This window comes from Komagataeibacter oboediens (genome assembly GCF_018491655.1).
Classification (GTDB): Bacteria; Pseudomonadota; Alphaproteobacteria; order Acetobacterales; family Acetobacteraceae; genus Komagataeibacter; species Komagataeibacter oboediens.
The window spans coordinates 86,521-109,052 of sequence record NZ_JABLUU010000009.1 but is presented as its reverse complement, the minus strand read 5'-3'; the positions used below and the strand labels follow the sequence as shown (position 1 = coordinate 109,052).

The following is a 22,532-nucleotide window of genomic DNA, read 5'->3' as shown; positions in this document are numbered from 1 at the left end:
TGAAATATTGAAAGTTCTGCATATCTGTCGCCAGTTCAGTCCCTCTGTCGGTGGGCTGGAGGATTCCCTGCTCAACCTTGCACGCAGCCAGAGACGCAACCTGAATATCGATGCGCAGGTCCTGACCCTCGACAGCGTATTCGGTCGTCCGGGCCGGCTGGCGCATCGTGATATGGTCGAGGGCATACCGGTCATCCGCATTCCGTGGCGGGGGTCGACGCGTTATCCGCTGGCGCCGGGGGTGCTGCGTCATATCGGGACCTTCGACCTGCTGCATGTTCATGCGATCGATTTCTTTTTCGATTTCCTTGCCTGGACATGGCCGGTTCACCGCAAGACCATGATAGCCTCCACCCATGGTGGTTTTTTCCATACCGGTGCGTTGCGGCGCATCAAGGAAATATGGTTCCGCACCATCACACCGGTTTCCGTGCGGGCATATAAGCGCATTGTCGCATGTAGCTATAGTGACGCCGACCTGTTCCGCACCGTTGCGGCGGGACGGCTGCAGACAATCGAAAACGGTATCAACCAGACGCGTTTCCGTGATGCCGCCTCCCGCACGCCGGGGCGCACGATCCTCGCCTTCGGGCGTTTTGCCGTGCACAAGCGGCTGAAGCTTCTGTTCCAGCTTGTTGCCATGCTGCGGCGTGAAAATCCGGAATGGAAACTGATCGTTGCAGGGCAGGATTCCAACCTGACGGCAGCGGACCTGCAGCAGCAGGCGCAGGCATGCGGCATTGCGGAGGCCATGCGCATCGTGTCCGGTCCGTCGGATGCCGCCCTGCGTGACCTGATGGGGGAGGCGAGTTTCTTTGGCTGCCTGTCCGCACATGAGGGGTTCGGCCTTGCAGCGGTGGAGGCGATGTCCGCGGGTCTGGTCCCTATCCTGAGCACCATCACCCCCTTTGTCCGGCTGATGCAGCAGGGGGCGGCGGGGGTCATGATCGATCCCGACAACATCGGTCCCGGCGCGCGGGAAGTCGAGGCACTGGCCATCTCCCTGCCGGACACGGCGGATGCGTTGCGCGCACGCAATATGGAAGTGGCCAGTCGCTATGACTGGAACAGTGTCGCGCAGGAATATGTGCGTCTTTACCAGCAGGTTCTGGGTCAGGCGGGACCACATCCCGTCATGGCGACAGCAGGGGCGGAGTGATGGCGCAGAGCAAATTTTCCACCAATTTCCTGTTCAACGTCTTCGGTTCCATCTTCCCGATCGTCGTCTCGCTGGGCACCGTGCCATTCTACCTGCACCTGATCGGCACGGACCGGTACGGCATTGTTGCCATTTCGTGGATCCTGCTGGGGTATCTGGGGTTTCTGGATTTCGGTCTGTCGCGCGCATCGGCCAATGCACTTGCGCAGTTGGGCCATGCCACGTCGCGGGAACGTTCGCCCGTGCTCATGACGGCGTTCTACAGTAACCTTGGCCTTGGTGCGCTGGGGGGGCTGATCCTGTATCCGATCGGGGATATGGTGCTGCTGCATTTCGTGCGTATTCCGCCCGACCTGATGGCGGAAACGCGCCATGCCTATCCGTGGATGGCGGTCATGTTGCCGCTGGGCATGATCAATGGCGTGGCGACGGGTGCGCTGGAATCCCGTGAACGGTTCCTGCTGTCGAACATGCTCAATTCCAGCACGACCATGGCGGGCCAGATCATTCCGCTGATCTGCATCCATTTCTTTGGGCCGCAACTTACGGTTGTCCTGCCGTCCATCGTGCTGTCGCGACTGGGCATGATCGTGCTGGCCTACTGTGTGGTCATGGCGCTGGAGTGGCCGATCCGTCCGCTGGACTTTGATGTCACATGGCTCAAGCGCCTGCTGGGCTACGGGTCATGGGTCAGCATTTCCAGTCTGATCAACCCGCTGCTCGATACGTCCAACCAGTTGATCATCGGTGCGACACTGGGGGTGACGTCGGTGGGGCAGTATACCGTGCCGATGAACCTGGCCATGCGTTCGCAGGTTGTGGCGACGGCGCTGGCCCGCACGCTGTTCCCCCGCCTGTCGCGCGCCGACAGGGGGGAGGCGGTTGACCTGACCCGCCGGGCCACGGCGTCACTTACTTACGGGTTCGGCATGATCTGTGCGCCGGGTATCCTGTTTTCGGGCGCGTTCCTGCATATGTGGGTGGGGGGAAGCTTTGCCGATGTGTCCCGTCCCGTGGCCGAGATCCTGATGTTCGGCGCCTGGACCAACGGCATTGCCTTCCTGCCCTATGGTCTGCTGCAGGGGCAGGGCCGGCCGCATATCACGGCCAAGGTCTCTATGGTGGAAATCCTGCCGTTTTTCTGTGTGCTGTGGCTTCTGATCAAATGGTGGGGCCTGCCGGGGGCGGCCGCGGCCTGGACATTGCGGGTCACAATTAATTTAGTTGCTCTTTACCTGTTGTCGGATTGCCTGTCTAAGCAGACTTGGCGGCTTGTGCCGGGACTGTTGATAATGACAGGAGCGCTGATTGTGAGTCTGCTGATTCCCATGAATCTGGTGGTATCCGCCTGTGCCGCCGCGGTGGCGGGGCTGGCAATGGCTGTGGCTGCATACCGGCTGGATCCGGGCCTGCATGACATGGTGCACCGGTTTGTCCAGCGTGCGGGGGGCAATCCCCGTCTTACGATTACAGGGTAGGTTACAGTATGAAGGTGAGGCGGTTGCAGGACAGCGCCATGACGTGGCGCTGTCTGTCGTGGGGACCGGTTGGTATGGTGATGCTGGGGATCGGCCTGCATGCGAACAGTGCGCATGCACAGTTGATCCAGCAGCTTTTTCCCGCTGATATTCCTGGCTACTCGACGGATATGACCGGTTCGGTCGTGACCCGGCAGATGATGGGCCAGCAGACCGATGGCATAGGCCTGGGCAGCTGGTTGCTGCGGCCCAGCGCATCGGAAAATGTGGGCTATAACTCCAACACGCTGGGCATTCCGGGATCGGGCAGCCCGGCAGTGCAGACTTCGGCCAATGTCAGCGTCAATTCGCGTTGGCGACGGCATGCGCTTGGCGCGTCCGTGGGCATGGATGACCACCGGTATCCCACGCAGTCGATCGCAAGCTATACCAACTGGCATGGCAATATCGGCGGGACGCTCAATCTCGGGCATGACACGCTCAGCGCGGCCTATTCCCACTACCAGTACCATCTGTCCGCGACCAACCTCGGGGTGTATGGCGTTGTCTATCCTGTTCCCTATCAGGTCAATGACGGGCGGCTGACCTATACCAAGATGTTCGGCCGTTTCAGTCTGATCCCCGCGTTTGATTATCAGGATTTCTCCTTCGGGACGGCGCCGGGGCCGATTTCCATCGATTACGGCGCCATCAGCCACAAGGTGGAAACCGGGTCACTGACCTCGCGCTATGAATTCTCACGCGGGAACGCGGCTGTCGTGGTGTTCCGCGGGTCCGCCGCGCAGTATGATTCCGCGCCGGAGGCATCGGTCAACAATTACGCCGATGGCGCCGGGTTTGCCGGGGTCGATTTCCGTAGCGGGCAGGTCTGGCAGTACCGCCTGCTGGTGGGTGGGGAAACGCGCAGTTTCAGCAATGCCACCAGCCCATCGGTCACGACGCCTACATTCGAGGTCAACGTGTCGTGGATGCCGCGCAAGATTGATACCGTCAACCTGACGGCGGCACGGCATCTGAGCGACCCGGAAACCCCGTTTGCACGCAACCAGGTGGTGACGGACGTGCGGCTGCAATGGGATCATGAACTGCGGCAGAACGTGTTCCTGCGCGCGTATGCCGAATATGGGGAAAGTGCGTCGCAGTCCAACATGGTGACCCCCGAAGGAAGCGCCGTTTCCACGCTGGAGGGGAACCGGCTGCAGAAACAGATCCATTTCGGGGGATCGGTTTACTGGAATATCGACCGTCATGTGCGGGCGTCGCTTACCTACAACTATGTCAATAACGCCACATCGGGCGGGAACGTGAATTACCTGAACATCCCGGGGCGTCTTTCAACGTTTACGAGCAATACAATACTGTTGGGCTTTTCCTTCTCTGGCTGATGACGGTGCCCGCCATGCGGGCGGGGTGAAGGAAAGTCACATTGAATGATTTGGGAGTGGCCATGTTTGCAATGATACGGAAGACGTGTCGGCCCATGATGATGCAGGCAGTCGGTGTCACGGCCCTGCTTGCCTTAAGCTGCTGTGCCTCCGCGCGGGAGCAGTCCTTTGAGACGGTTGATGCCCGGGTCTACCATCTGGGCCCGGGGGATCAGGTGCGTGTCATTACCTATAATGACCCGCAGCTGAGCAATACGTTTACCGTAAGTGACAACGGGAATATCGATTTCCCGCTGCTGGGGGTAGTGCCGGCGGCGGGGGCCGCGCCACCGGAACTGGCTGCGCGTATTTCTGCCAGCCTGGAAAAGAAAGGTATCCTGACCCAGCCCAGCGTGTCGGTCGAGGTCGCGCAGTACAGGCCGATCTTCATTCTGGGGGAAGTCAACCATCCGGGGCAGTATCCTTACCAGCCCGGCATGACCATGCTGACCGCCGTGGCGCTGGCGGGGGGCTTTACCTATCGTGCCGTGACCAGCCACGCGACCGATGTGCGGCAGGAAGACCTCAGCACCGCCCCGCATGAAGGCCGCATATCGCGCGCGACCGTGCTGCTGCCCGGTGATGTGGTGACGATTGACGAAAGATTTTTCTGAAACCTGAACCAGAATAGATGAATCCGGGGGAACAACATGCCCAAGGCCCGTTCCATCCCCAGCCTGACCGGTGTGCGCGGTATCGCGGCGTTATGGGTTTTCATGACGCATTTCTATGGTCTGGCTGCCGATATCCTGCATCAGCCATGGATGCTGCAGTCGCTGTTCCTGTTTAATGGCTTCCGTGGCGTGGACCTGTTTTTCGTGCTGTCGGGGTTCATCCTCATGCATGTGCATGAAGGGCAGTTCACGGTCCTGCGATGGCGCGTGGTCCGGGATTTCTTCATTGTCCGGTTCTTCCGGGTGTATCCGCTCAATACATTCGTGCTGCTGGCCATGGTGCCGCTTGTGCTTCTGGCACCCGGCTATGTGGCCATGCAGCGGTATTATGCGGATCCTGCCTTCGCCTATCGTGCGCACAACCTGTCCCTGCCGGGTTTTGTGCAGACCCTCCTGCTGGTGCAGAGCTGGACGGTGCTGAAGCTGGGGGAATGGAACATTGTGTCATGGACCCTCAGCGCGGAAGTACTGGGGTACATCCTGTTCCCGTTGCTGGCGATGTGGGCAATGCGCATTTCATCGCCACGTAACGCGCTGGCGCTGTGTGCATGCAGTCTTGTCACGCTGGTCGTGGTGCTGTTCGCCTGTCACCATGCCAATAACAACCCGACGGGAACATTTGGCGCCATTCGCATGTTCTTCTGTTTTGTGTCCGGAATATTGCTGTATCGTGCCTACCATCTGCTGCCTGATAGTATGGAGCGTCATGCATCGTCCATTACATCGGGTGCTGTCATATTTATTGCGGCAACACTGTTTTTCCCCGTTGCACCAGTACTGGATGTATTCGGGTTTACCGCGCTGATTTTCGGCCTGGCCTATCAGCGCGGGGCGGTGGATGCGCTATTGCGTTCGGGGCCGGTCATATGGCTCGGGCGCATATCATTTTCCTTTTACCTGACGCATTACCTGCTGATTGGCATCATATCCTGGAGCCTGGGCGAGTGGCTGCGCCACCTTGATCTGGCATCCGGGCTGGCGGTTACTTTCGCTATATTCGGGTTGTGCCTGATTGTGGGCACGGTCTGTTACCATCTGGTTGAACGGCCGTCACAACGTCTGGGCCGCAGGGTCATGCAGCGGGTCGAGACGCGTGATGCCATGATTGGCGCGCGCAGGACAGCGTGAACGGTTCGGCAGGACATGCGCGCTGTTTTGCGTACAATATTGTTTTATTGTTTTTTGACTGAATAAGGCACCACTTTCCATATTTATGACACAGACTACCCCTTAGAATGTCGCGTTCCATTCATGATTTTACAGGGCCGTCCCGGTTTTTGCATTCGGCCCGTATAAATGAAACGACCGGCTTTTTCCCCACCGTGAAAAGTCATGGGATCGTACGGTCGCGTAACGGGGGAAAGGAAGTGAGACATGCGAATACTTGTAACAGGGGGATGCGGGTTCATTGGTTCCGCGGTTGTGCGGCGTCTGATTGACCAGACTACGCATGAAGTCCTCAATGTGGATGCCCTGACTTATGCCGCAAGTATAAAGGCAACGGAAGCCGCTGCGCAAAGCGGGCGTTACAGGCTGGAAGTGGCGAATATTATTGATGCCGCCAGCATGGAGCGGATATTTGCGGAATTCAGCCCCGATGCCGTCATGCACCTTGCGGCGGAAAGTCATGTGGACCGCTCCATCGACGGTCCCGGCACGTTTGTCAGCACAAATATAGTGGGCACCTATACATTGCTGGAGGCCGCACGGAAGTGGTGGGCGCGACAGGATGCAGAACGGCGGAAGGCATTCCGCTTCCACCATATTTCAACCGATGAGGTATTTGGCGCGTTACAGCCCGGTGATCCGCCATTTACCGAACGGACCCCCTATGACCCGCGCAGCCCGTATTCCGCCAGCAAGGCGTCTTCCGACCATCTGGTTCGGGCGTGGTACCATACCTATGGGCTGCCGACCTTCGTCACCAATACCACCAATAATTACGGACCTTGGCATTTTCCTGAAAAACTGATCCCGCTGGTGACGATCAATGCGATCGAAGGACGCGAACTGCCGGTTTATGGTACGGGTCAGAATGTGCGCGACTGGCTGTTTGTCGAAGACCATGCCGAAGCCCTGGTCCGCGCGGTGGAATGCGGGCAGCCCGGTGAAACTTACGCCATCGGGGCACGACAGCCACGCACCAACATGCAGGTGGTGCAAACCATCTGCACGATACTTGATGAACTGCATCCTGACCCGGCAGGCCCGCATGCGCGTCTGATCCGGCATGTGACCGACCGGCCGGGACATGACTTCCGTTATGAAATCGACCCCACCCATGCCGAACAGGCGCTGGGCTGGCACGCCCGCCATGATTTTGAACACGGTATCCGCCGCACGGTGCAGTGGTACCTCGATAACCGGGACTGGTGGGAAAGCATTCGTGCGGCCCGGTACGCTGGGCAACGCCTGGGCCAGACGGGTGAGAAGATGGGAACAGCAGCATGAGCAAACATACCGCGACCAAACCGCCCAAGGGTATTCTTCTGGCCGGTGGATCAGGCACGCGCCTGCATCCCATGACGCAGGCGGTCAGCAAGCAGCTGCTGCCGGTTTATGACAAGCCGATGATTTTCTATCCCCTGTCCACGCTCATGCTGGCGGGGATACGCGATATCATGATCATATCGACCCCCGCGGACCTGCCGCTGTTCCGGCGTCTTCTGGGAGACGGGTCGGACATGGGCGTGACCTTCACCTATCGCGAGCAGCCTTCGCCCGATGGGATTGCGCAGGCATTCGTCATTGCCGATGACTGGCTGGATGATGCGCCATGTGCCCTGATACTGGGGGATAACCTGATTTTTGCCGATCATCTGGGCCGGCAGCTGCGCGAAGCGGCGGCGCGCCCGACGGGGGCTACGGTATTCGCCTATGAGGTACGTGATCCTGAACGCTATGGCGTGGTCAGTTTCTCGGCAGATGGTCACGCACTGGACATTGTTGAAAAACCCACATCCCCACAGTCGAACTGGGCCGTGACCGGCCTGTATTTCTATGACGGTCGCGTGCGGGAATATGCGCGCTCCCTGAAGCCCTCATCGCGCGGGGAACTGGAAATTACCGACCTGAACCGCATCTACCTGCAAAAGGATGATCTGCATGTGCAGCGTCTGGGGCGTGGCTGTGCATGGCTTGATGCCGGCATGCCCGACAGCCTGATGCAGGCAGGGCAGTTCGTGCAGACCATCCAGTCCCGGCAGGGGCTGCTGGTTGGATCCCCGCATGAAGTTGCCTTCCGCCGTGGGTTTATCGACGCAGCGGCACTGAAGTTTTACGCACAGCGCATGATCAAGACCGAACTTGGGCGCGAACTTATGAAAATTGCCAGTACATTGCCCCAGAAAGATGCAGTGGCGGCCTGACCGCCGATGGGGGGCACAGCATCACGCAAACGTGTCGTCACGTTGTGGATGTATTGCGCTCCCCCAATGCCCTGAATGAAATTTTCCTTATATTTTAAGGGAAGTTATTTATTCAGGAGCAAAAAACATGGGACGTGTATCGGGAAAAGTGGCGCTGGTTACAGGTGCTTCCCGTGGGATCGGCAAGGCGACAGCCCTGCTGCTGGCACGCGAAGGGGCAAAGGTGGTCGTGGCCGACCTGAAGGAAGACGAAGGTCAGGCTGTGGTTGCTGAAATTGCAAAGGCTGGGGGCGAGGCGCAGTTCGTCCCGCTGAACGTCACCGCGGAAGATGACTGGAAACAGGCGATGGCTGCCATTGATGCCCGTTTCGGGCGGCTGGACATCGCGGTCAATAACGCGGGCATCCTCTATACAGGCTCGGTCGAGAGCACCAGCCTTGCGGACTGGCGGCGCGTGCAGTCTGTCAATCTGGATGGCGTGTTTCTGGGCACGCGTTATGCCGTGGAGGCCATGAAGCCGCATGGCGGCGGGTCGATCATCAACCTGTCCTCGATCGAGGGGCTGGTGGGTGACCCCACGCTGGCTGCCTATAACGCCAGCAAGGGGGGCGTGCGGCTGTTCACCAAATCCGCCGCCCTGCATTGTGCCCGGCAGGGATACAAGATCCGGGTCAATTCCATCCATCCCGGTTATATCTGGACGCCAATGGTGCAGGGCTTTACCGCCGAAACCCCGGATCAGGCCGCAGCCCGGCAGCGTCTGGTTGACCTGCATCCCCTCGGCCATCTGGGTGAACCTGATGACATTGCCTATGGCATTGTCTTTCTGGCATCCGATGAATCGAAGTTCATGACCGGTAGCGAACTGGTCATTGATGGCGGTTATACCGCACAGTAAAAACCGGGGCCGTGGCGCATGGCCCCTGCATCCGCGTCCCTGCCCATATGATGGGCGGGCGCGGCTGGCATATGTTCAGGGGCAGCGGCGCGGCACGTAGGATACGACCCGGTCCAGCAGTGTATCCATTTCGGGCCGGGAAATCGGATCGATGCAGGTTGCCACATACGCCCGTGCCCGCTGCTTGATGGTATTGGCCGAACGGAGATTGATGGAAAGCGCGTCGCTGTCTTCAATCAGGTCCGCCACCGTCATGTGGCGCTGAAATGCGGCGCGGGCGATATCAAAGGCCAGGCGTTCCACCACCGTTTTCATTTCCGCACGACCGAAGGCGGACTGGCAGTTCATGAACTGGGCATTGGCCTGTGCATACAGCCGGATAACGGGCAGCTTGCCGCTGCGGTGGAAATGACGGTGGTGCCATGACCGCGCCCACGCGTGTTCCCGCTGGGCGGTTTCGTATTCATGCAGGTCCGTGCTGTCATCGCGGATCAGGGCATGTACGCCACGCGCTGCAAGCCATGCTGCGGCAAAATCCGGATAGGCCTGTCCATTCCATAATGGCTGCACGCCATGCGAACCGGTGGCGAAGCGGAAATTGCGCTGTCCATCCACACCATACACGATGGAAACGGACGGGTCCGGAACCGGGTCACGTCCCAGGACAAGGATATGTCCCCCGTCGCCCCCATGCATGTGGCGCTGCATGGTAAACAGGTCAAACAGGGCGTCGTCTTCGGCCGAACGTTCCGCATGGGCCTTCACATAGGTCAGGAAGAGTGGATTGCGCACCCCGGTTACGCCACGCGGGCAGAAATCAAACCGCCACCAGCGCGACATCTTGACCAGATGGAATGCCAGCGCATTGCGCAGCCTTGTCAGCGCGGGCGGGCACGAACCCGCATCACACAGGGCCTGCACATCACGGAACCGTGCCGTCAGTGTGTTGATCTGTCGGGCAAAAAGGTGCTGGGGCGCAAGATAGTGAAGAAACATCCCGGGAGAAGAGTGTTCAAGGTGCCAGTCGGCCGTGCATCCTGTGGTTTCACTCATGATTGACATGGTCCCTGCATGAAAAAAAGGAGTACGGCATCGCGCGGACACGATGCCGCAGGAGTTTTCACGGCGTGGTGCTGGGAAATCGATGGTTGGGAAACTGCCTGATCGTGCCGTGAGTGTGTCATTCCTATTGCAAACGAATATCAGTTGCAACAATAAACCGCATGGAGCATTCGCATGGTGTAACCGGATGGCCGGACAAGAACCCCACTGGTCAATCGGCGTTAAAGGCCATGCCACCCCACATGTGCCCGCAACCGGGGCAGTGGCATGAAAAGACGCCAGACCAGATGACAGAACAGGGGAGACGATGATGACTGATGCAATGGCAAAGGCCGGTGCGGCCCATGTCCGGACCTATCTTGGTACGCCCACGGATCTGAAGCAGGCTGCCGTACATGAAATTGCCGCCGGGTTGAAGGCGGTCCTGGCGGATGTGTTTGCCCTTTATATCAAGACCAAGAATTTCCACTGGCACATGAGTGGCCGTCATTTTCGCGATTATCACCTGCTGCTGGATGAGCAGGGCGACCAGCTATTCGCCATGACCGACCCACTGGCCGAACGCGCCCGCAAGATCGGGGGAACGACACTGCATTCGGTTGGGGAAATTGCACGGCTGACAAAGGTGGCTGATAATGACGCCAGCTATGTCACGCCAGAAGATATGCTGGCGGAACTGCGGGAGGATAACCTTGCCCTGACCGCACGCCTGCGTGCGGTTCATGCCGTGTGTGACGACGGCAATGATGTCGCGACCGCCAGCCTGCTGGAAAACTGGATTGATGAGACCGAACGCCGGACATGGTTCCTGTTCGAAGCCACGCGCCCCGCCTTTGGCGGCAATAGTTGAGGGAAGTGTCACGGCGACGCCATAAGAGCCTGTTCAGAAATCCGGCTTGATGAAACAGATCGCAGATATTGAACACGGTTCTGGTAAAGAATTTTTCAAATAGCTTTGAAAGTCATCGCCTTTTAAAAAAAGGCGACAGCCATTTCCGTACATGGAAACGAAGATGCGGTGGGGAATGGTTGTCGCTGGACCTGATGCCGTGACAGGACAGCGGGCCGCGTATTCATTATGTCATCTTTGGTATCGAAACCTGTTCATTGTATTGTCCCGGCTGTTGCCTGCGGGCGCATGACTGCGCCATGCCGATCCGGGCGACACGGAGGGATTGCAGGCTGTCAATCCCACCAGTGCTTGACGATGGCCGTGATCCGCGCTTTTAAGAACTGACGGCAATGGATTCTGCCGGACCATGATGGTCGAACCGCCTCTGTATGGGGGCTGATGATTCCTGCCCAATGCCATTGCGGCAACAAGGGGAGGAATCCGTGTAGGGTCGTACGATCATGTCCGCGCGCAGGCGCAATCTGCCTGTTATTCCATGAAAAACATGCCGGGTTTGGCGAATATCAATGAATATTGACGTAATCATGCGCGATGGCTGCCGTGTGGCGGTCGTGGTGCTGAAATGGGCGGGGCTTCTTGCCGCGCTGTCATTGTGTGTGGGCAGCGCCTGCGCCATGTTCCTGTGGCTGCTGGATCACGCGGCGGCAACGCGGCTGGGCCACCCATGGCTGCTGTATGGCCTGCCGGTGGCGGGTGTCGCGATCGGGTTGCTCTATCACTGGTTGGGCCGCACGGTGGAAGGGGGCAATAACCTGATCGTGGATCAGATCCACGAACCCGGCGGCGGCGTGCCCCTGCGCATGGCGCCCCTTGTCATGGTGGGGACAGTTGTCAGCCACCTGTTCGGGGCGTCGGTCGGGCGTGAAGGCACGGCGGTGCAGATGGGGGGCAGTATCGCCAGTGCAATCGGGCGGCAGTGCCGCCTGCGCGACCCATATGAAGTCCGTGTCCTGCTTATGTCCGGCATTGCCGCAGGTTTTTCGGCCGTATTCGGCACGCCGGTGGCGGGTGCGGTTTTCGGGCTGGAGGTCCTGCGGGTGGGGCGCATTGAATATGGTGCGCTGCTGCCTGTCATGTTTGCCGCCACGCTGGCGGACTGGGTCTGTCACGCATGGGGGATCGAGCATGTGCCCTATACCCTCCGTTTTCATGGCTATGCAGGGCTGGATGGACGGTTTTTCCATGCGGACATGCTTCTGCTGGCCAAGGTGATGGTGGCGGGCGTGGCGTTTGGACTGGCTAGCCTGCTGTTTGCTGAATCGGTGCATCGCGTGGCGGCATGGCTGCGGCGTATCTGTCCCATGCCGTGGTTACGGCCGGCCATTGGCGGGGGGCTGACCATTGCGCTGGTATGGATATGCGGGTCGCGGGATTATCTGGGACTGGGCATTGCAGCGCCGGAGGACGGCGGGGCGTCAATCCTCAATTTCTTTGGTCCCGCGCATTATCCGCTGGCATGGGCGTGGAAGCTGGTCTTTACCGTTGCGGTGCTGGCGGCGGGTTTCAAGGGCGGCGAGGTCACCCCCCTGTTCTTTATCGGGGCCGGGCTGGGCAATGCGCTGTCCGCCTGGCTGCATGCGCCGGTGGACCTGCTGGCGGGGGTCGGGTTCGTGGCGGTATTTGCCGGAGCGGCCAACACGCCGCTGGCCTGCACGCTTATGGGGGTGGAACTGTTCGGGGCGGCGGATATTGTCTATTTCGCCATGGGCTGTTTCGTGGCCTATGCCTGTTCAGGACATTCCGGGATATATCTGGCGCAGCGGATCGGGGTGCCCAAGCGGCGTGCCGCGCAGTACCTTACGGGCATGACGCTGCGGCAGGCCCGGGCAGGATATCAACCCGCTACACCCGCCGCGCCATCCCCGACAGGCAGAAAGACACCTCCATGACCATACGCCCCACCGATTTCCCCATATCCATGGTAACTGGCCGCCTGTTCCGCGCCATAACCATGATGCTGTGCGTGGGAGCGGTCCTTTCGGGCATATCCGCGGATGCATGGGCGCAGGGAAATGCACATCCTTCGCCCGCGGAACACCAGATCATCATGCGGCGTCTCGACGCACTTTCCGCGCGGGAACGTCCCGGTGTAATGGGGCAGGACATGGCGTGGCAGATGACCACTTTCCTGTGTCAGGATGCCGCGCGCGCCATGCTGGTGCGCAGGGGGGCGCTGCCCCATCGCTTTTTCCTGCAGGATGACCGTCCGGGCAGTCAGGTCGTGGTCAGTCCGGCACTGATTGAAGGGCGCGGGCAGTATCAACCGGCAGCAGCGCCCATGCGCTGGGTTCCGTTTACATGGGCGTGTCATCTGGACCCTGCCACGGGTCATGTCGTGTACTTTGATGTCAATCCCGCAGGGCGGCAGGGCGGGGGATCGTGATGCGGTGGCTGATCCCGGCTGTTACCCTTGGCCTGTCCATCCTGCCTGCAGGTGCTCATGCCCATGCCGTGCGGGCGTGCATGCCACGTCATACGGTCATGGTGCTAGATGATGGACAGGGCGAATTTGATGGCATGATGCACAGCGGCCTGTGGCTTGTTGTGCGGAACACCGGCACGCATGCCTGTTCGCTGGCATCAGTCGGCCCGGTATCGTTCGAGGACGCCCACCATCATCCCATTCCGGTCGGATGGCGGCAGACCGTGGGTGCACCTGGTGGCGTGCTCGACACCGGCACGCAGGTTGCCACAGCCCTGCGATGGGTGTCGGGGAATGCATTTGATCCGGGGTACTGCATTACGCCAGCCCTGCTTGCGTTGCCAGTGCACGGGGGCATGTTGCGTCAGCCCTTCGGGCGTAGCCTGTGCGCCTCGTCCGGTGCACCGCCCCAACTGGAACAGCAGTCATGGCGGCCATGGCCGGAACGACAATAAACAGGGGTGGTTTATCGGGAAGCGTTTTCAGGGCGCTTCGGGTGCCTCCCCTTCAAGAAAGGTGGCACCCGAAGACTTTTGTTTATTTCAGATCGTTTTAGCGCGTCAGCGACTTGAAATCCCGGGTCTGCTCGGTCAATGCCACTTCAACCGGCAGGCGCTCCATGCTGGATGCACCATAGAAGCCATGGCAGTCCGGGCAGCCGGACAGGACTTTCTGCGCATCAGCCGGCATGGCGATCGGACCACCATGGCACAGGGTGATGATGTCGGGGCGTATCGCGCGCGCGGCTTCGGTAATCACATTGATCCGTTCAATGCAGTCATCCAGCGTAAACGCAGTTTCCGCCCCGATCGCCCCACCGGTTGTCAGCCCCATATGGGCGACCAGCACATCAGCGCCCGCCTTTGCCATGTCCACGGCATTCGCAGGGTCAAAGACATAAGGCGTGGTCAGCATGTCCTTTTGGTTGGCGCGGGCGACCACATCCACTTCCATGCTGTAGCTCATGCCGGTTTCCTCAAGATTCTTGCGGAAGTTGCCGTCAATCAGCCCCACTGTGGGAAAGTTCTGGATGCCCGAAAAGCCGACGCGTTTGACATCATCAAGGAACACATCAAAATTCACGAACGGGTCGGTGCCATTTACCCCGGCCAGTACTGGCGTATGCGGCACGACAGGCAGGACCTCGCGCGCCATTTCCATGACGATCTGGTTGGCGTTGCCATAGGCCAGCAGTCCCGCCAGCGATCCCCGTCCGGCCATGCGGTAGCGGCCGGAATTGTAAATGACAATCAGGTCGATCCCGCCCGCCGCCTCGCACTTGGCGGACAGGCCGGTGCCCGCACCGCCGCCCACAATGGGTTTGCGCGCGGCGATCATTGTGCGAAATTTGGCAAGGATCTCACTGCGGGGAATGCTGGGCATTGTCTGTGTCCTTCATGAAGATATGGGAAAACTCATGCGCAAGCGCATCGGCGAAGGCCGGGTCGTTGATCGCATGGGGCAGGCGGATCAGCCGACGGCGCGGGGTCTGGTCCAGTGTTTCGGACAGGGCGGCGTAAAAAGCTTCATCCGCTACCGGGTCGTGAAACGGCGCGCCGGGGCGGTCCAGTATGGAAAAGCCGCCCTCGGGGTAGAGGAACCGGACCTCGCCTTCGCACCGGTTCAGCTGGTGGCCGATCATGTGGCCCATGGCGCGACATTCCGCCGGGCTGGTGCGCATAAGGGTAATCTGGGGGTTATGTTCGACAAACACGCGGTTGCGATACCGTTCGGGCACCGTAGCGCGTGCACCGAAATTGACCATGTCCAGCCCGCCGCAACTGCCCACATACGGGTATTGCGTGCGGATGACGGCACCAAGGCGGTCCGTGTCGCACGGAAAAATGCCGCCTGCCACCAGATCGCAGAACTCGGTCAGCGTCACGTCAATGAAACCGCGTATCACCCCGTCATCCGCCAGCCGTTCCATCGCCCGACCGCCAGTGCCGGTGGCATGAAACACCAGGCAGTCAAACAGCTGCGACAGGTCATGGACGATATGATCGACACACGGCGTGGTCACCCCGAACATGGTCAGGCCAATGGCCGGGCGCGGGTCCGGGGGGACGGTACACGGGGCCTGCACCATGCCTGCCATGGCATTGGCGGCGTTGCACAGTATGACGCGTGACAGACGGTTCAGGCCTTCCATGTCAGTTACGGAATACAGCATGGCAATATCCGATCCCCCGACATAGGGCGCGGTATTGCCCGACGCCACGGTGGAGACCACCAGCTTGGGCAGTCCCAGCGGCAGGGCCTGTAGCGCCGGGCTTACGAGTGCCGTGCCGCCCGACCCGCCAATGGCGATCACGCCCCCCATATCGGTGCGCGCCAGCAGGTAATGGCGCAGAGCGACCGCCATCGCGGCGATGGATTGCCCACGTTCCCCACGGAATACGGCACTTTCCCCATCCGGGTGAAACGCGGCGACCGTTCGTGCGCTGATATCCGCCTGTGTCTGTGCGCTGCGCGTGCTGACATCCACGATCAGGCCCGTTATCCCGCGCGCATGCAGGCACTGGCGGATGTAGGCCAGTTCCGCGTGCTTGGTATCGCAGGTGCCAAGGATATAGACGGGATGCGCCGTCATGCTGGCTCCTTCCCATGGTGGACAGTCAGCAGGGCGAGAATGATGACAGCCGCCCCCGTGGCACACAGCCCGCCGATCAGAAAGACGATCCCGTACCCGAAATGGTCCGCCAGAAGCCCCGCCAGCGGCCCGGTCGCGCCATAGGCCAGATCCTGAAAGGCGGCGAACCCACCCAGCGCCGTGCCCCGCATATGGGGCGCGACCAGGCGCACGACCTCCACCCCGAGCGACGGATAGACCATGGAACAGCCTGCCCCGGTCAGCACCGCGCCCGCCAGCGCCAGCAGGGGTGTGGGCGCACACCACAGCAGGTACTGCCCCGCCGCTTCGATCAGGAGCGAGAACAGCGCGACCTTCAGCCCGCCGATACGGTCAGGCAGATGCCCGCACATGAACCGTCCGGTGACAAACGCCAGCCCGAAACATGTCAGCCCCAGCCCCGCATAAGGCCAGTGCGCATGCAGGAAACGTAGCGGCAGGAATGCCCCGAGGGCGGCAAATCCCACCCCCTGCAACGCCACGGCGATCCCCTGCCAGCGGATGGTACCCAGAATGCGCCAGAATGGCGGCCTGCCCCCGGCATGCGGCTGTGAAGGCGGTACGCCATGCACCAGTGTCAGTCCCACCAGCGGCAGCAGCGCCGATACCAGCATGAGGACACCCAGTCCCCAGTGTTCATATATCGCAAGCCCGACGGGCCCCCCCACGGCGAAAGCGCCGTACATGGCCGCCCCCGTCCATGCCAGAACCCGCCCCGCGCGCTGCTGGCCCATAAGGCCGATGCCCCAGCCCAGCATGCCCACGATGGTCAGGCTTTCCCCGATCCCCAGCAGCAGCCGTCCCATGATCAGGATCGTGTAGCGCGCGGCGTGTGGCAGGCTGTCCATGCCCGCCAGCACGCAGATCAGGCTGGCCACGACATAGATCGCCAGCCCCGAGCGCATGCATGGCCGTCCGCCCCGTATATCGGCAAAGGCACCGGCATGATTGCGGCTGAGGATGGTGGAAAAGAACGCAACGCCCACCGCCAGCCCCGCAAGGCCATTGCCATAACCCGGCCAGTGGAGGATGGAGACCGGTATGGCCGCCAGCGGCAGCGCCACCGCCATGTAGGACAGGAACAGCGCAATGGCGAGGCGGCCCAGCAGCCCCAGTGGCGCGGGGTCAGATTTCACGTGTGATGCGCACATGCAGCGGTTCGGCCAATGCGGCCCTGAACACCTCCGCCATTGCGCGGAAATGCGGGGTGGTTTCATGTTCGGCCAGGGCTTCGGAACTGGCCCAGCGTTCCACGAACACGAAAACATCCCTGTCCGACACATCGCGGTGGCATTGGTAGGATATGTTTGATTTTTCCAGCCGGGACGCCTTCACGCAGTCATGGATGGCCGCGACCGCCGCCTTTTCATGGTCGGGGTGGACGCGGATTGTGGCAATGACCGTAATGGGCTGGTCTGTCATGGAGTGTCCTCGGCTTATGTCTGTTCAGGGAATGATAGGATGCTGTGACACTTTTCTTCTACGAAGAAAGTGTCACGTGACACTATTGTGCAGTTCTGTGCGCACATGGCGCAGACGACGCAGCGCATCCGTCAGATCGGGCAGGGTGGCAGGGCCAAGGCACAGCCGTATTCCGCCCTGTCCGCAGGTATCAGGGGTTGCCACGAAGGGGGAAAGCGGGGTTACCCGAACATCTTCGCGTGCGGCGGCGGACACAAAATCCGCCGCCTGCTCCATCGACATGGGCATCCATGCGTGAAAGGCGTCATAGGCTGGTGGCGTCAGGTCAGGGCCAAGGATGCGCAGGGCCAGTCCGCGCCGTCGTTCCGCCTCCCCACGCAAGGCTTGCCGGACGGAGGTCGCGGTGCCATCCAGCATCCACTGCGCCATCATGGCATAGGAGAGTGGCGCGATCATGAGCGATGAGTTGAGCAGAGCCTCCCGTGCAGCCGGCATGAAGCGGGCAGGGGGCGCAAGCGTGCCGATGCGCAATCCGGGGCTGAGGGTCTTGGACAGGCTGTTGACATAGAACGTCCGGTCTGGCGCCAGCGTCACCAGCGGGGGAAGCAGGTCATCACGCGCGCAGTCATAGACATCATCCTCGATGATCAGGGCGTCATGTGCCTGACATATCCGTACGATGTCCTGCCTGCGGGCATGGTCCATGGTGGCGGTGGTCGGGTTGTGCATGGTGGGGGTGACGTACACCACGCACTGGCCTGGTCCATGTGCCTGCAGCATGCGATCCAGCGGCGCGGGCAGCAGGCCATGCCGGTCCATGGGCAGGCCATGGGGCGGTAGTCCGGCCTGCCGCAGCAGGGACAGCATGCCGGGATAGGCCAGTTCCTCCGTTACGGCGGTCGTGCGGACCGTGCGGCAGACCGATACCGCCACGCCAAGCGCCTGTTGTGCCCCGCTGGTCAGAAGCAGGCGGTCGGGCGGCATGTCCACCCCCAGTTCCGCCAGCCAGTGGCCCATGATCCGGCGGTGTTCGATATGTCCGGCAACAGGGGGGTAGACATTGAACAGCGCCGGATCGACCGTATGGGCAAGGCGCCCCAGCGTGCGGGCCAGTGCCCGATTGCCGAACATGGGCGGCGGCATGTTGGCCGACAGGTCGATCATCTGTCCCGATCCGCCGGGGCGGGAGGCCACGAACATGCCGCGCCCGCGTACGCTACGCACCAGACCACGACGTTCCAGCATGGCATAGGCGCGGGTCACGCTGCCCACGCCTATGCCCAGTTGCCATGCAAGATCGCGATGCGCGGGCAGGCGGTCGCCCGCATCCAGCTTTTCCCCCAGAATGTCGCCCGCCAGCGCATCTGCCAGACGTTCGGCAGGCGGTGTGTCGCCGGGTGGCAGGTGTGGATGCCAGGGGGAGCGCAGGCGCATGCGAAACCAAGCCTGTCCTGTTACGGGTCCGCCCGGCATAGCAGGTCATGGCAGGGTAAGAAAACAGGCCGTTTGGGCAAGGCTATTGCATTCGTGGATCATGATGCTTCGGCATGCAGGGGTATCCCGGTAGATGGATACATACGGTCGTTCATCGTCGGGTAGGGGCAGGTCATGCCTGTGGCATGTGCTCACCGGCGACCATGGCTGGACGTTTTTGCCGTCGGCTTCATAAGATGACCGGATGGTCTTTTATGGCCTGTATGCAGGTGGTTCCGGTTCTGGCCCCGTGACTGCATTGGGAAGCGATGTGCCGTTTTCCCTGCCTGTTTTATAAACGGATACCGCGTGGAGGCTGAATGACGGCGGCCTGTGCCTGTCATCGTGGTTGCTGGCAGGTCCTTCTTTGGGGCGCATGTGCATAGGTGCCAAAGGTCCCGTGCGTTATCAGGGGCCAGGCCGTGCCGAGCGAGGGACGATTGTCGCGACAACAGGCGGATAATCCGTATGACGTCATGCAGGACAGGCACGGTGTATCGCATTCACGGGGAGTGCCGATAAAGTATATGATATTATCGCACATATTATATTTTCTTATTATCATATGCACGATATTGGCAGCGACATGGCCAATGCCGTTGCGATGCCAGACGATTTCGTGGGTGGTCACCGGCAGGCGGTATCTCGCCCTGGCACTGCCAACCATGGTCGTTTCATTACGATCAGTGGCATGAGGCAGGGTGGTGTGGAGGATGCTTATACATGGGCAGCCGTGCATGCCATGGGCGGGGCGTATCGCGCAGGCTGGTTGAATCCGGACTTGGGAGACAGGTGATAATGGGGCAGCATGGCGGCCCTGGTCCGCTTATGGAAAAGACATCCCGCTATGCCCGACATCCGCCGTTTCCGGTTTGGTCTGACGTTTGTGTTCATGCTGGGAGTGTCTGGGCACGTGCCTGTTGCCAAGGCGGCCCCGACGCTGATGCCGCAGCCCCGGACCTATCATGTCCAACCTGGTGCGCTGCCCCTGACCGGCGGTGCTGTGGTGGACTGGCAGGGAACACGATCCGAATTGCTGGACCACGCGGTCGCACGTTTCACGCAGAACCTTGCAGCCCTGTCGGGGCGTGACGCCATGCCGGGCGGTCGGTCTGGGCTGGTTGTGCATATCCACTGCATGGGGCCGGATGCGGATATGCTGTCCATTCACATGCGTGAACATTACCGCCTGCATACCGATGCGCAGGGCGCGGTGCTGGAGGCCGATGGCCCGGTGGGCGTGCTGCGGGGACTGGCGACGTTGCTGCAACTGGTGGAACGGCGCGATGACGGGCCGGTGCTGGATGCTGCCGACATTGATGACGCCCCGCGTTTTGCATGGCGGGGCCTGCTGGTGGATGTCAGCCGGCATTTCATGTCCATTGCCGCCCTGAAACGGCAACTGGATATGATGGAACTGACCAAGCTGAATGTCCTGCACCTTCATCTGTCGGACGGGCAGGGGTTCCGGGTCGAAAGCAGACTGTATCCCCGTCTGCAGCAGGTCGCATCCCATGGGGAATACTATACGCAGCAGCAGGTGCGTGAACTGGTGGCTTACGCGGCGCAGCGGGGTATCCGCATCGTGCCGGAATTCGATACGCCGGGGCACAGCTATGCATTGCTGCTGGCCTATCCGCAATATGCGGCCCAGCCCGTAACCACGCCCATGGACCCGAAACGGGTGGTCCGGGCAGCGATTGATCCGACCAGCCCGCAGGCCCGCGATTTTATTGCCGGGCTGTATCATGAAATGGCCGGACTGTTTCCCGATGTCTATTTCCATGTGGGCGGGGACGAGGTCCGGCCTGACGAATGGACGGCCAATCCACGCATCAACACCTATATGCAGCAGCACAACCTGACCACCGCCACCCTGCAGGCCATGTATACGCAACGTGTGCACGACATGCTGGCACGCGATGGCAAGATCATGATGGGTTGGGACGAACTGCTGGACGCCCCCATACCTGCCAGCATCGTGATCGAGTCATGGCGCGGGTCACGCTATACGGCCGCGGCAACACAGGCGGGGCACCCGGTTGTGGTTTCGTCCGGGTATTACCTCGACCTGCTGTTGCCTGCAGTCATGCATTACCGGGTTGATCCGCTGGATCCGCAGGGCAACGGCCTGCCGCCCGATCAGGTGGTGCAGGCCCATGCGCCCGCCCTTGCCCCCCTTGCACTTGACCCTGCAGCGCGCATGACGCCAGTGCAGGACGACCGCGTAATGGGGGCAGAGGCCGCACTGTGGACAGAAATCGTGACGGAGGAAATGCTCGATAACCGCCTGTGGCCGCGCGCTGCGGCACTGGCTGAACGCTTCTGGTCGCCTGCCACCGTGCGTGATGAGAGCAGCCTCGCCGCCCGCCTGCCGGTTGTTCAGGCGGAGCTGGAACTGCTGGGCAATCGTGCCACAGCGGACCGCGCGCGCATGATGGCGCGACTGGCCCCTGATGACGTAGTGCCACTGGCGACCTTGCTATCCGTCAGCAGTCCGGTGCGCAATTACGCCCATAACCATGTATTTGGCCCCAGCCGGGCTGCTGCCACCAGTGATCCGCGCCCGCTGGATCGCGCTGCTGACATCGTGGCGACGGATAATACGGAAGCCGCGTTGTTTAACCATGATGTGCAGGTCTATCTCGCCGGACGAACGGAACTGGCGGCAAGCCTGCGTACCCGGCTGGAAAACTGGCGTGGAAACGACGCCCGCCTGCGGCTGCTGGCGCAACGTGATCCTTCCATCAGGGAGGTGTTGCCTGCATCCGCCCTGCTGGCGCAACTGGCGCAGGCGGGACTGGACGCCATGGATCGGCCCGCAACAGCCTGGCGTGAACATGCCGCGACGACCCTTGCCATGGCGCAGGGACAGTTCGCTGCATCGATGTCCCTGCTGGCGGTCAGGGCCAGCCCCCAGCCCGCAGGGGATATTCTACCTGATATTACCCCTGCCATTGCGGTATTGGTACAGGCTGCCCGATCACCGGAAGCGGTATCACGACAGGATGTGGCAGGTCATCCGCTCCCTTAAACGACCAACCAGGGCAGCGATTGGTTGATCATTTACCGCTTTGCATGGAAGTAAACCTGTAAATGATCTGCTGTGACTGTCTGATAGCCAGATGAGGCGGGTAAGCTGGTTTTCTTCTCTGGAGCATGGTGCCGCGCGTGGATGCGCGCCGTATTCTGAGCGGGATCGCCTACGTAATTCATAATAGTGTTTTGTAAAAAAAGTACTGAAGGCATGTGGTACCCATAAACCGCTGTATATCCAATTTGCTGCCCTGATGGGACAGGCAGACGGGCAGGTCAGTCCCTGTGACGTCCTGCGTCCTGATGAATGATAGACGTATAAGGGCCTCATCTCATCGAAAACATGTTCGTAAAGCGAAAATACTGGCGGCGTGTCGCAACATGATGCGACCGGTGTGTTCCTACGTCTGTGTCCACCATCTATATCGCAGCTGCCTTTACCTTTCATTTCAAAGAATGAAGTGCTGATCCTGCCTTTCGATTTTTTTAAAACCAGTTGGTAATAAAAAAGGTCTCAAGCATGCGGACATGTGCCAAAGATGCGGTGTTTCCAGACGTGTCCAAGACAGGA

At 60.6% G+C, this 22,532-nt stretch carries 19 protein-coding genes and 1 riboswitch; of the genes, 13 read left to right on the top strand and 6 right to left on the bottom strand.

All coding sequences use genetic code 11. The features are described from left to right. The first annotated feature begins 7 nt into the window (after window positions 1–7). From HNO79_RS09520 to HNO79_RS09485, 8 genes are all read left to right on the top strand, one after another. Window positions 8–1,159, top strand: a complete 1,152-nt coding sequence (locus tag HNO79_RS09520) for a glycosyltransferase family 4 protein (RefSeq protein WP_048856149.1) — start codon at window positions 8–10, stop codon at window positions 1,157–1,159. Next, window positions 1,159–2,637 (top strand): flippase, encoded by a 1,479-nt coding sequence (locus HNO79_RS09515; RefSeq protein ID WP_010515948.1) that lies wholly within the window; start codon window positions 1,159–1,161, stop codon window positions 2,635–2,637. The genes HNO79_RS09520 and HNO79_RS09515 overlap by 1 nt, the downstream gene beginning before the upstream one ends. A gap of 38 nt (window positions 2,638–2,675) precedes the next feature. Next, window positions 2,676–4,022 carry an outer membrane beta-barrel protein gene (locus tag HNO79_RS09510; RefSeq protein ID WP_232275905.1) on the top strand — a complete coding sequence of 449 codons (1,347 nt, stop codon included), beginning with the start codon at window positions 2,676–2,678 and terminating at the stop codon, window positions 4,020–4,022. A gap of 95 nt (window positions 4,023–4,117) precedes the next feature. After that, window positions 4,118–4,675 (top strand): polysaccharide biosynthesis/export family protein, encoded by a 558-nt coding sequence (locus tag HNO79_RS09505; RefSeq protein ID WP_010515946.1) that lies wholly within the window; start codon window positions 4,118–4,120, stop codon window positions 4,673–4,675. Window positions 4,676–4,711: 36 nt separating this feature from the next. Next, the gene (locus HNO79_RS09500) at window positions 4,712–5,863 is read left to right on the top strand and encodes an acyltransferase family protein (protein WP_214165228.1); all 1,152 of its coding nucleotides are present in this window, start codon (window positions 4,712–4,714) and stop codon (window positions 5,861–5,863) included. 246 nt (window positions 5,864–6,109) lie between these two features. Beyond that, a complete protein-coding gene (rfbB, locus tag HNO79_RS09495; protein ID WP_214165227.1) occupies window positions 6,110–7,186 on the top strand; it encodes a dTDP-glucose 4,6-dehydratase in 1,077 nt (358 codons plus the stop codon). Then, entirely contained in the window at window positions 7,183–8,103 is a 921-nt protein-coding gene (rfbA, locus tag HNO79_RS09490) for a glucose-1-phosphate thymidylyltransferase RfbA (protein WP_048856146.1), read from the top strand. The genes rfbB and rfbA overlap by 4 nt, the downstream gene beginning before the upstream one ends. Before the next feature lie 127 nt (window positions 8,104–8,230). Beyond that, window positions 8,231–9,001, top strand: a complete 771-nt coding sequence (locus tag HNO79_RS09485; RefSeq protein WP_010515940.1) for an SDR family oxidoreductase — start codon at window positions 8,231–8,233, stop codon at window positions 8,999–9,001. Between the two features lie 75 nt (window positions 9,002–9,076). Here the strand turns inward: HNO79_RS09485 and HNO79_RS09480 are convergent, their stop codons facing one another. Then, the gene (locus HNO79_RS09480) at window positions 9,077–10,054 is read right to left on the bottom strand and encodes a hypothetical protein (protein ID WP_048856164.1); all 978 of its coding nucleotides are present in this window, start codon (window positions 10,052–10,054) and stop codon (window positions 9,077–9,079) included. 319 nt (window positions 10,055–10,373) lie between these two features. Here HNO79_RS09480 and HNO79_RS09475 point away from each other — a divergent pair, with 319 nt between their 5' ends. The 4 genes from HNO79_RS09475 to HNO79_RS09460 all read left to right on the top strand — a co-directional run bounded on the left by HNO79_RS09475 (window position 10,374) and on the right by HNO79_RS09460 (window position 13,853). Next, window positions 10,374–10,913, top strand: coding sequence for a Dps family protein (locus HNO79_RS09475; RefSeq protein ID WP_029329686.1), 540 nt, complete (start codon window positions 10,374–10,376; stop codon window positions 10,911–10,913). Window positions 10,914–11,292: 379 nt separating this feature from the next. Next, a riboswitch (Fluoride riboswitch) is annotated at window positions 11,293–11,371 on the top strand. Between the two features lie 111 nt (window positions 11,372–11,482). Further along, window positions 11,483–12,865 (top strand): voltage-gated chloride channel family protein, encoded by a 1,383-nt coding sequence (locus HNO79_RS09470; RefSeq protein WP_214165226.1) that lies wholly within the window; start codon window positions 11,483–11,485, stop codon window positions 12,863–12,865. Continuing rightward, a complete protein-coding gene (locus HNO79_RS09465) occupies window positions 12,862–13,359 on the top strand; it encodes a hypothetical protein (protein WP_214165225.1) in 498 nt (165 codons plus the stop codon). Before HNO79_RS09470 ends, HNO79_RS09465 begins: the two co-directional genes overlap by 4 nt. Continuing rightward, window positions 13,359–13,853: a DUF4232 domain-containing protein gene (locus HNO79_RS09460; protein WP_244987494.1), complete on the top strand. Its 495-nt coding sequence runs from the start codon at window positions 13,359–13,361 to the stop codon at window positions 13,851–13,853. Before HNO79_RS09465 ends, HNO79_RS09460 begins: the two co-directional genes overlap by 1 nt. A 97-nt stretch (window positions 13,854–13,950) precedes the next feature. Here HNO79_RS09460 and HNO79_RS09455 read toward each other — a convergent pair whose 3' ends face one another. The 5 genes from HNO79_RS09455 to HNO79_RS09435 all read right to left on the bottom strand — a co-directional run bounded on the left by HNO79_RS09455 (window position 13,951) and on the right by HNO79_RS09435 (window position 18,886). Then, on the bottom strand, window positions 13,951–14,781 hold the full coding sequence (locus HNO79_RS09455) for a phosphoenolpyruvate hydrolase family protein (RefSeq protein WP_214165223.1): 831 nt from the start codon (window positions 14,779–14,781) through the stop codon (window positions 13,951–13,953). Continuing rightward, the gene (locus tag HNO79_RS09450; RefSeq protein WP_214165222.1) at window positions 14,759–15,991 is read right to left on the bottom strand and encodes a Tm-1-like ATP-binding domain-containing protein; all 1,233 of its coding nucleotides are present in this window, start codon (window positions 15,989–15,991) and stop codon (window positions 14,759–14,761) included. Before HNO79_RS09450 ends, HNO79_RS09455 begins: the two co-directional genes overlap by 23 nt. Continuing rightward, the gene (locus HNO79_RS09445; RefSeq protein WP_029329684.1) at window positions 15,988–17,181 is read right to left on the bottom strand and encodes an arabinose transporter; all 1,194 of its coding nucleotides are present in this window, start codon (window positions 17,179–17,181) and stop codon (window positions 15,988–15,990) included. Before HNO79_RS09445 ends, HNO79_RS09450 begins: the two co-directional genes overlap by 4 nt. Further along, complete coding sequence (locus HNO79_RS09440; RefSeq protein WP_214165221.1) at window positions 17,156–17,452, bottom strand: putative quinol monooxygenase; 297 nt, start codon at window positions 17,450–17,452, stop codon at window positions 17,156–17,158. The genes HNO79_RS09445 and HNO79_RS09440 overlap by 26 nt, the downstream gene beginning before the upstream one ends. Before the next feature lie 72 nt (window positions 17,453–17,524). Then, window positions 17,525–18,886, bottom strand: a complete 1,362-nt coding sequence (locus HNO79_RS09435; protein ID WP_214165220.1) for an aminotransferase-like domain-containing protein — start codon at window positions 18,884–18,886, stop codon at window positions 17,525–17,527. An 886-nt stretch (window positions 18,887–19,772) separates the two neighbouring features. Here HNO79_RS09435 and HNO79_RS09430 point away from each other — a divergent pair. Then, window positions 19,773–21,959, top strand: a complete 2,187-nt coding sequence (locus tag HNO79_RS09430) for a beta-N-acetylhexosaminidase (RefSeq protein ID WP_214165219.1) — start codon at window positions 19,773–19,775, stop codon at window positions 21,957–21,959. The last annotated feature ends 573 nt before the right edge of the window (window positions 21,960–22,532 follow it).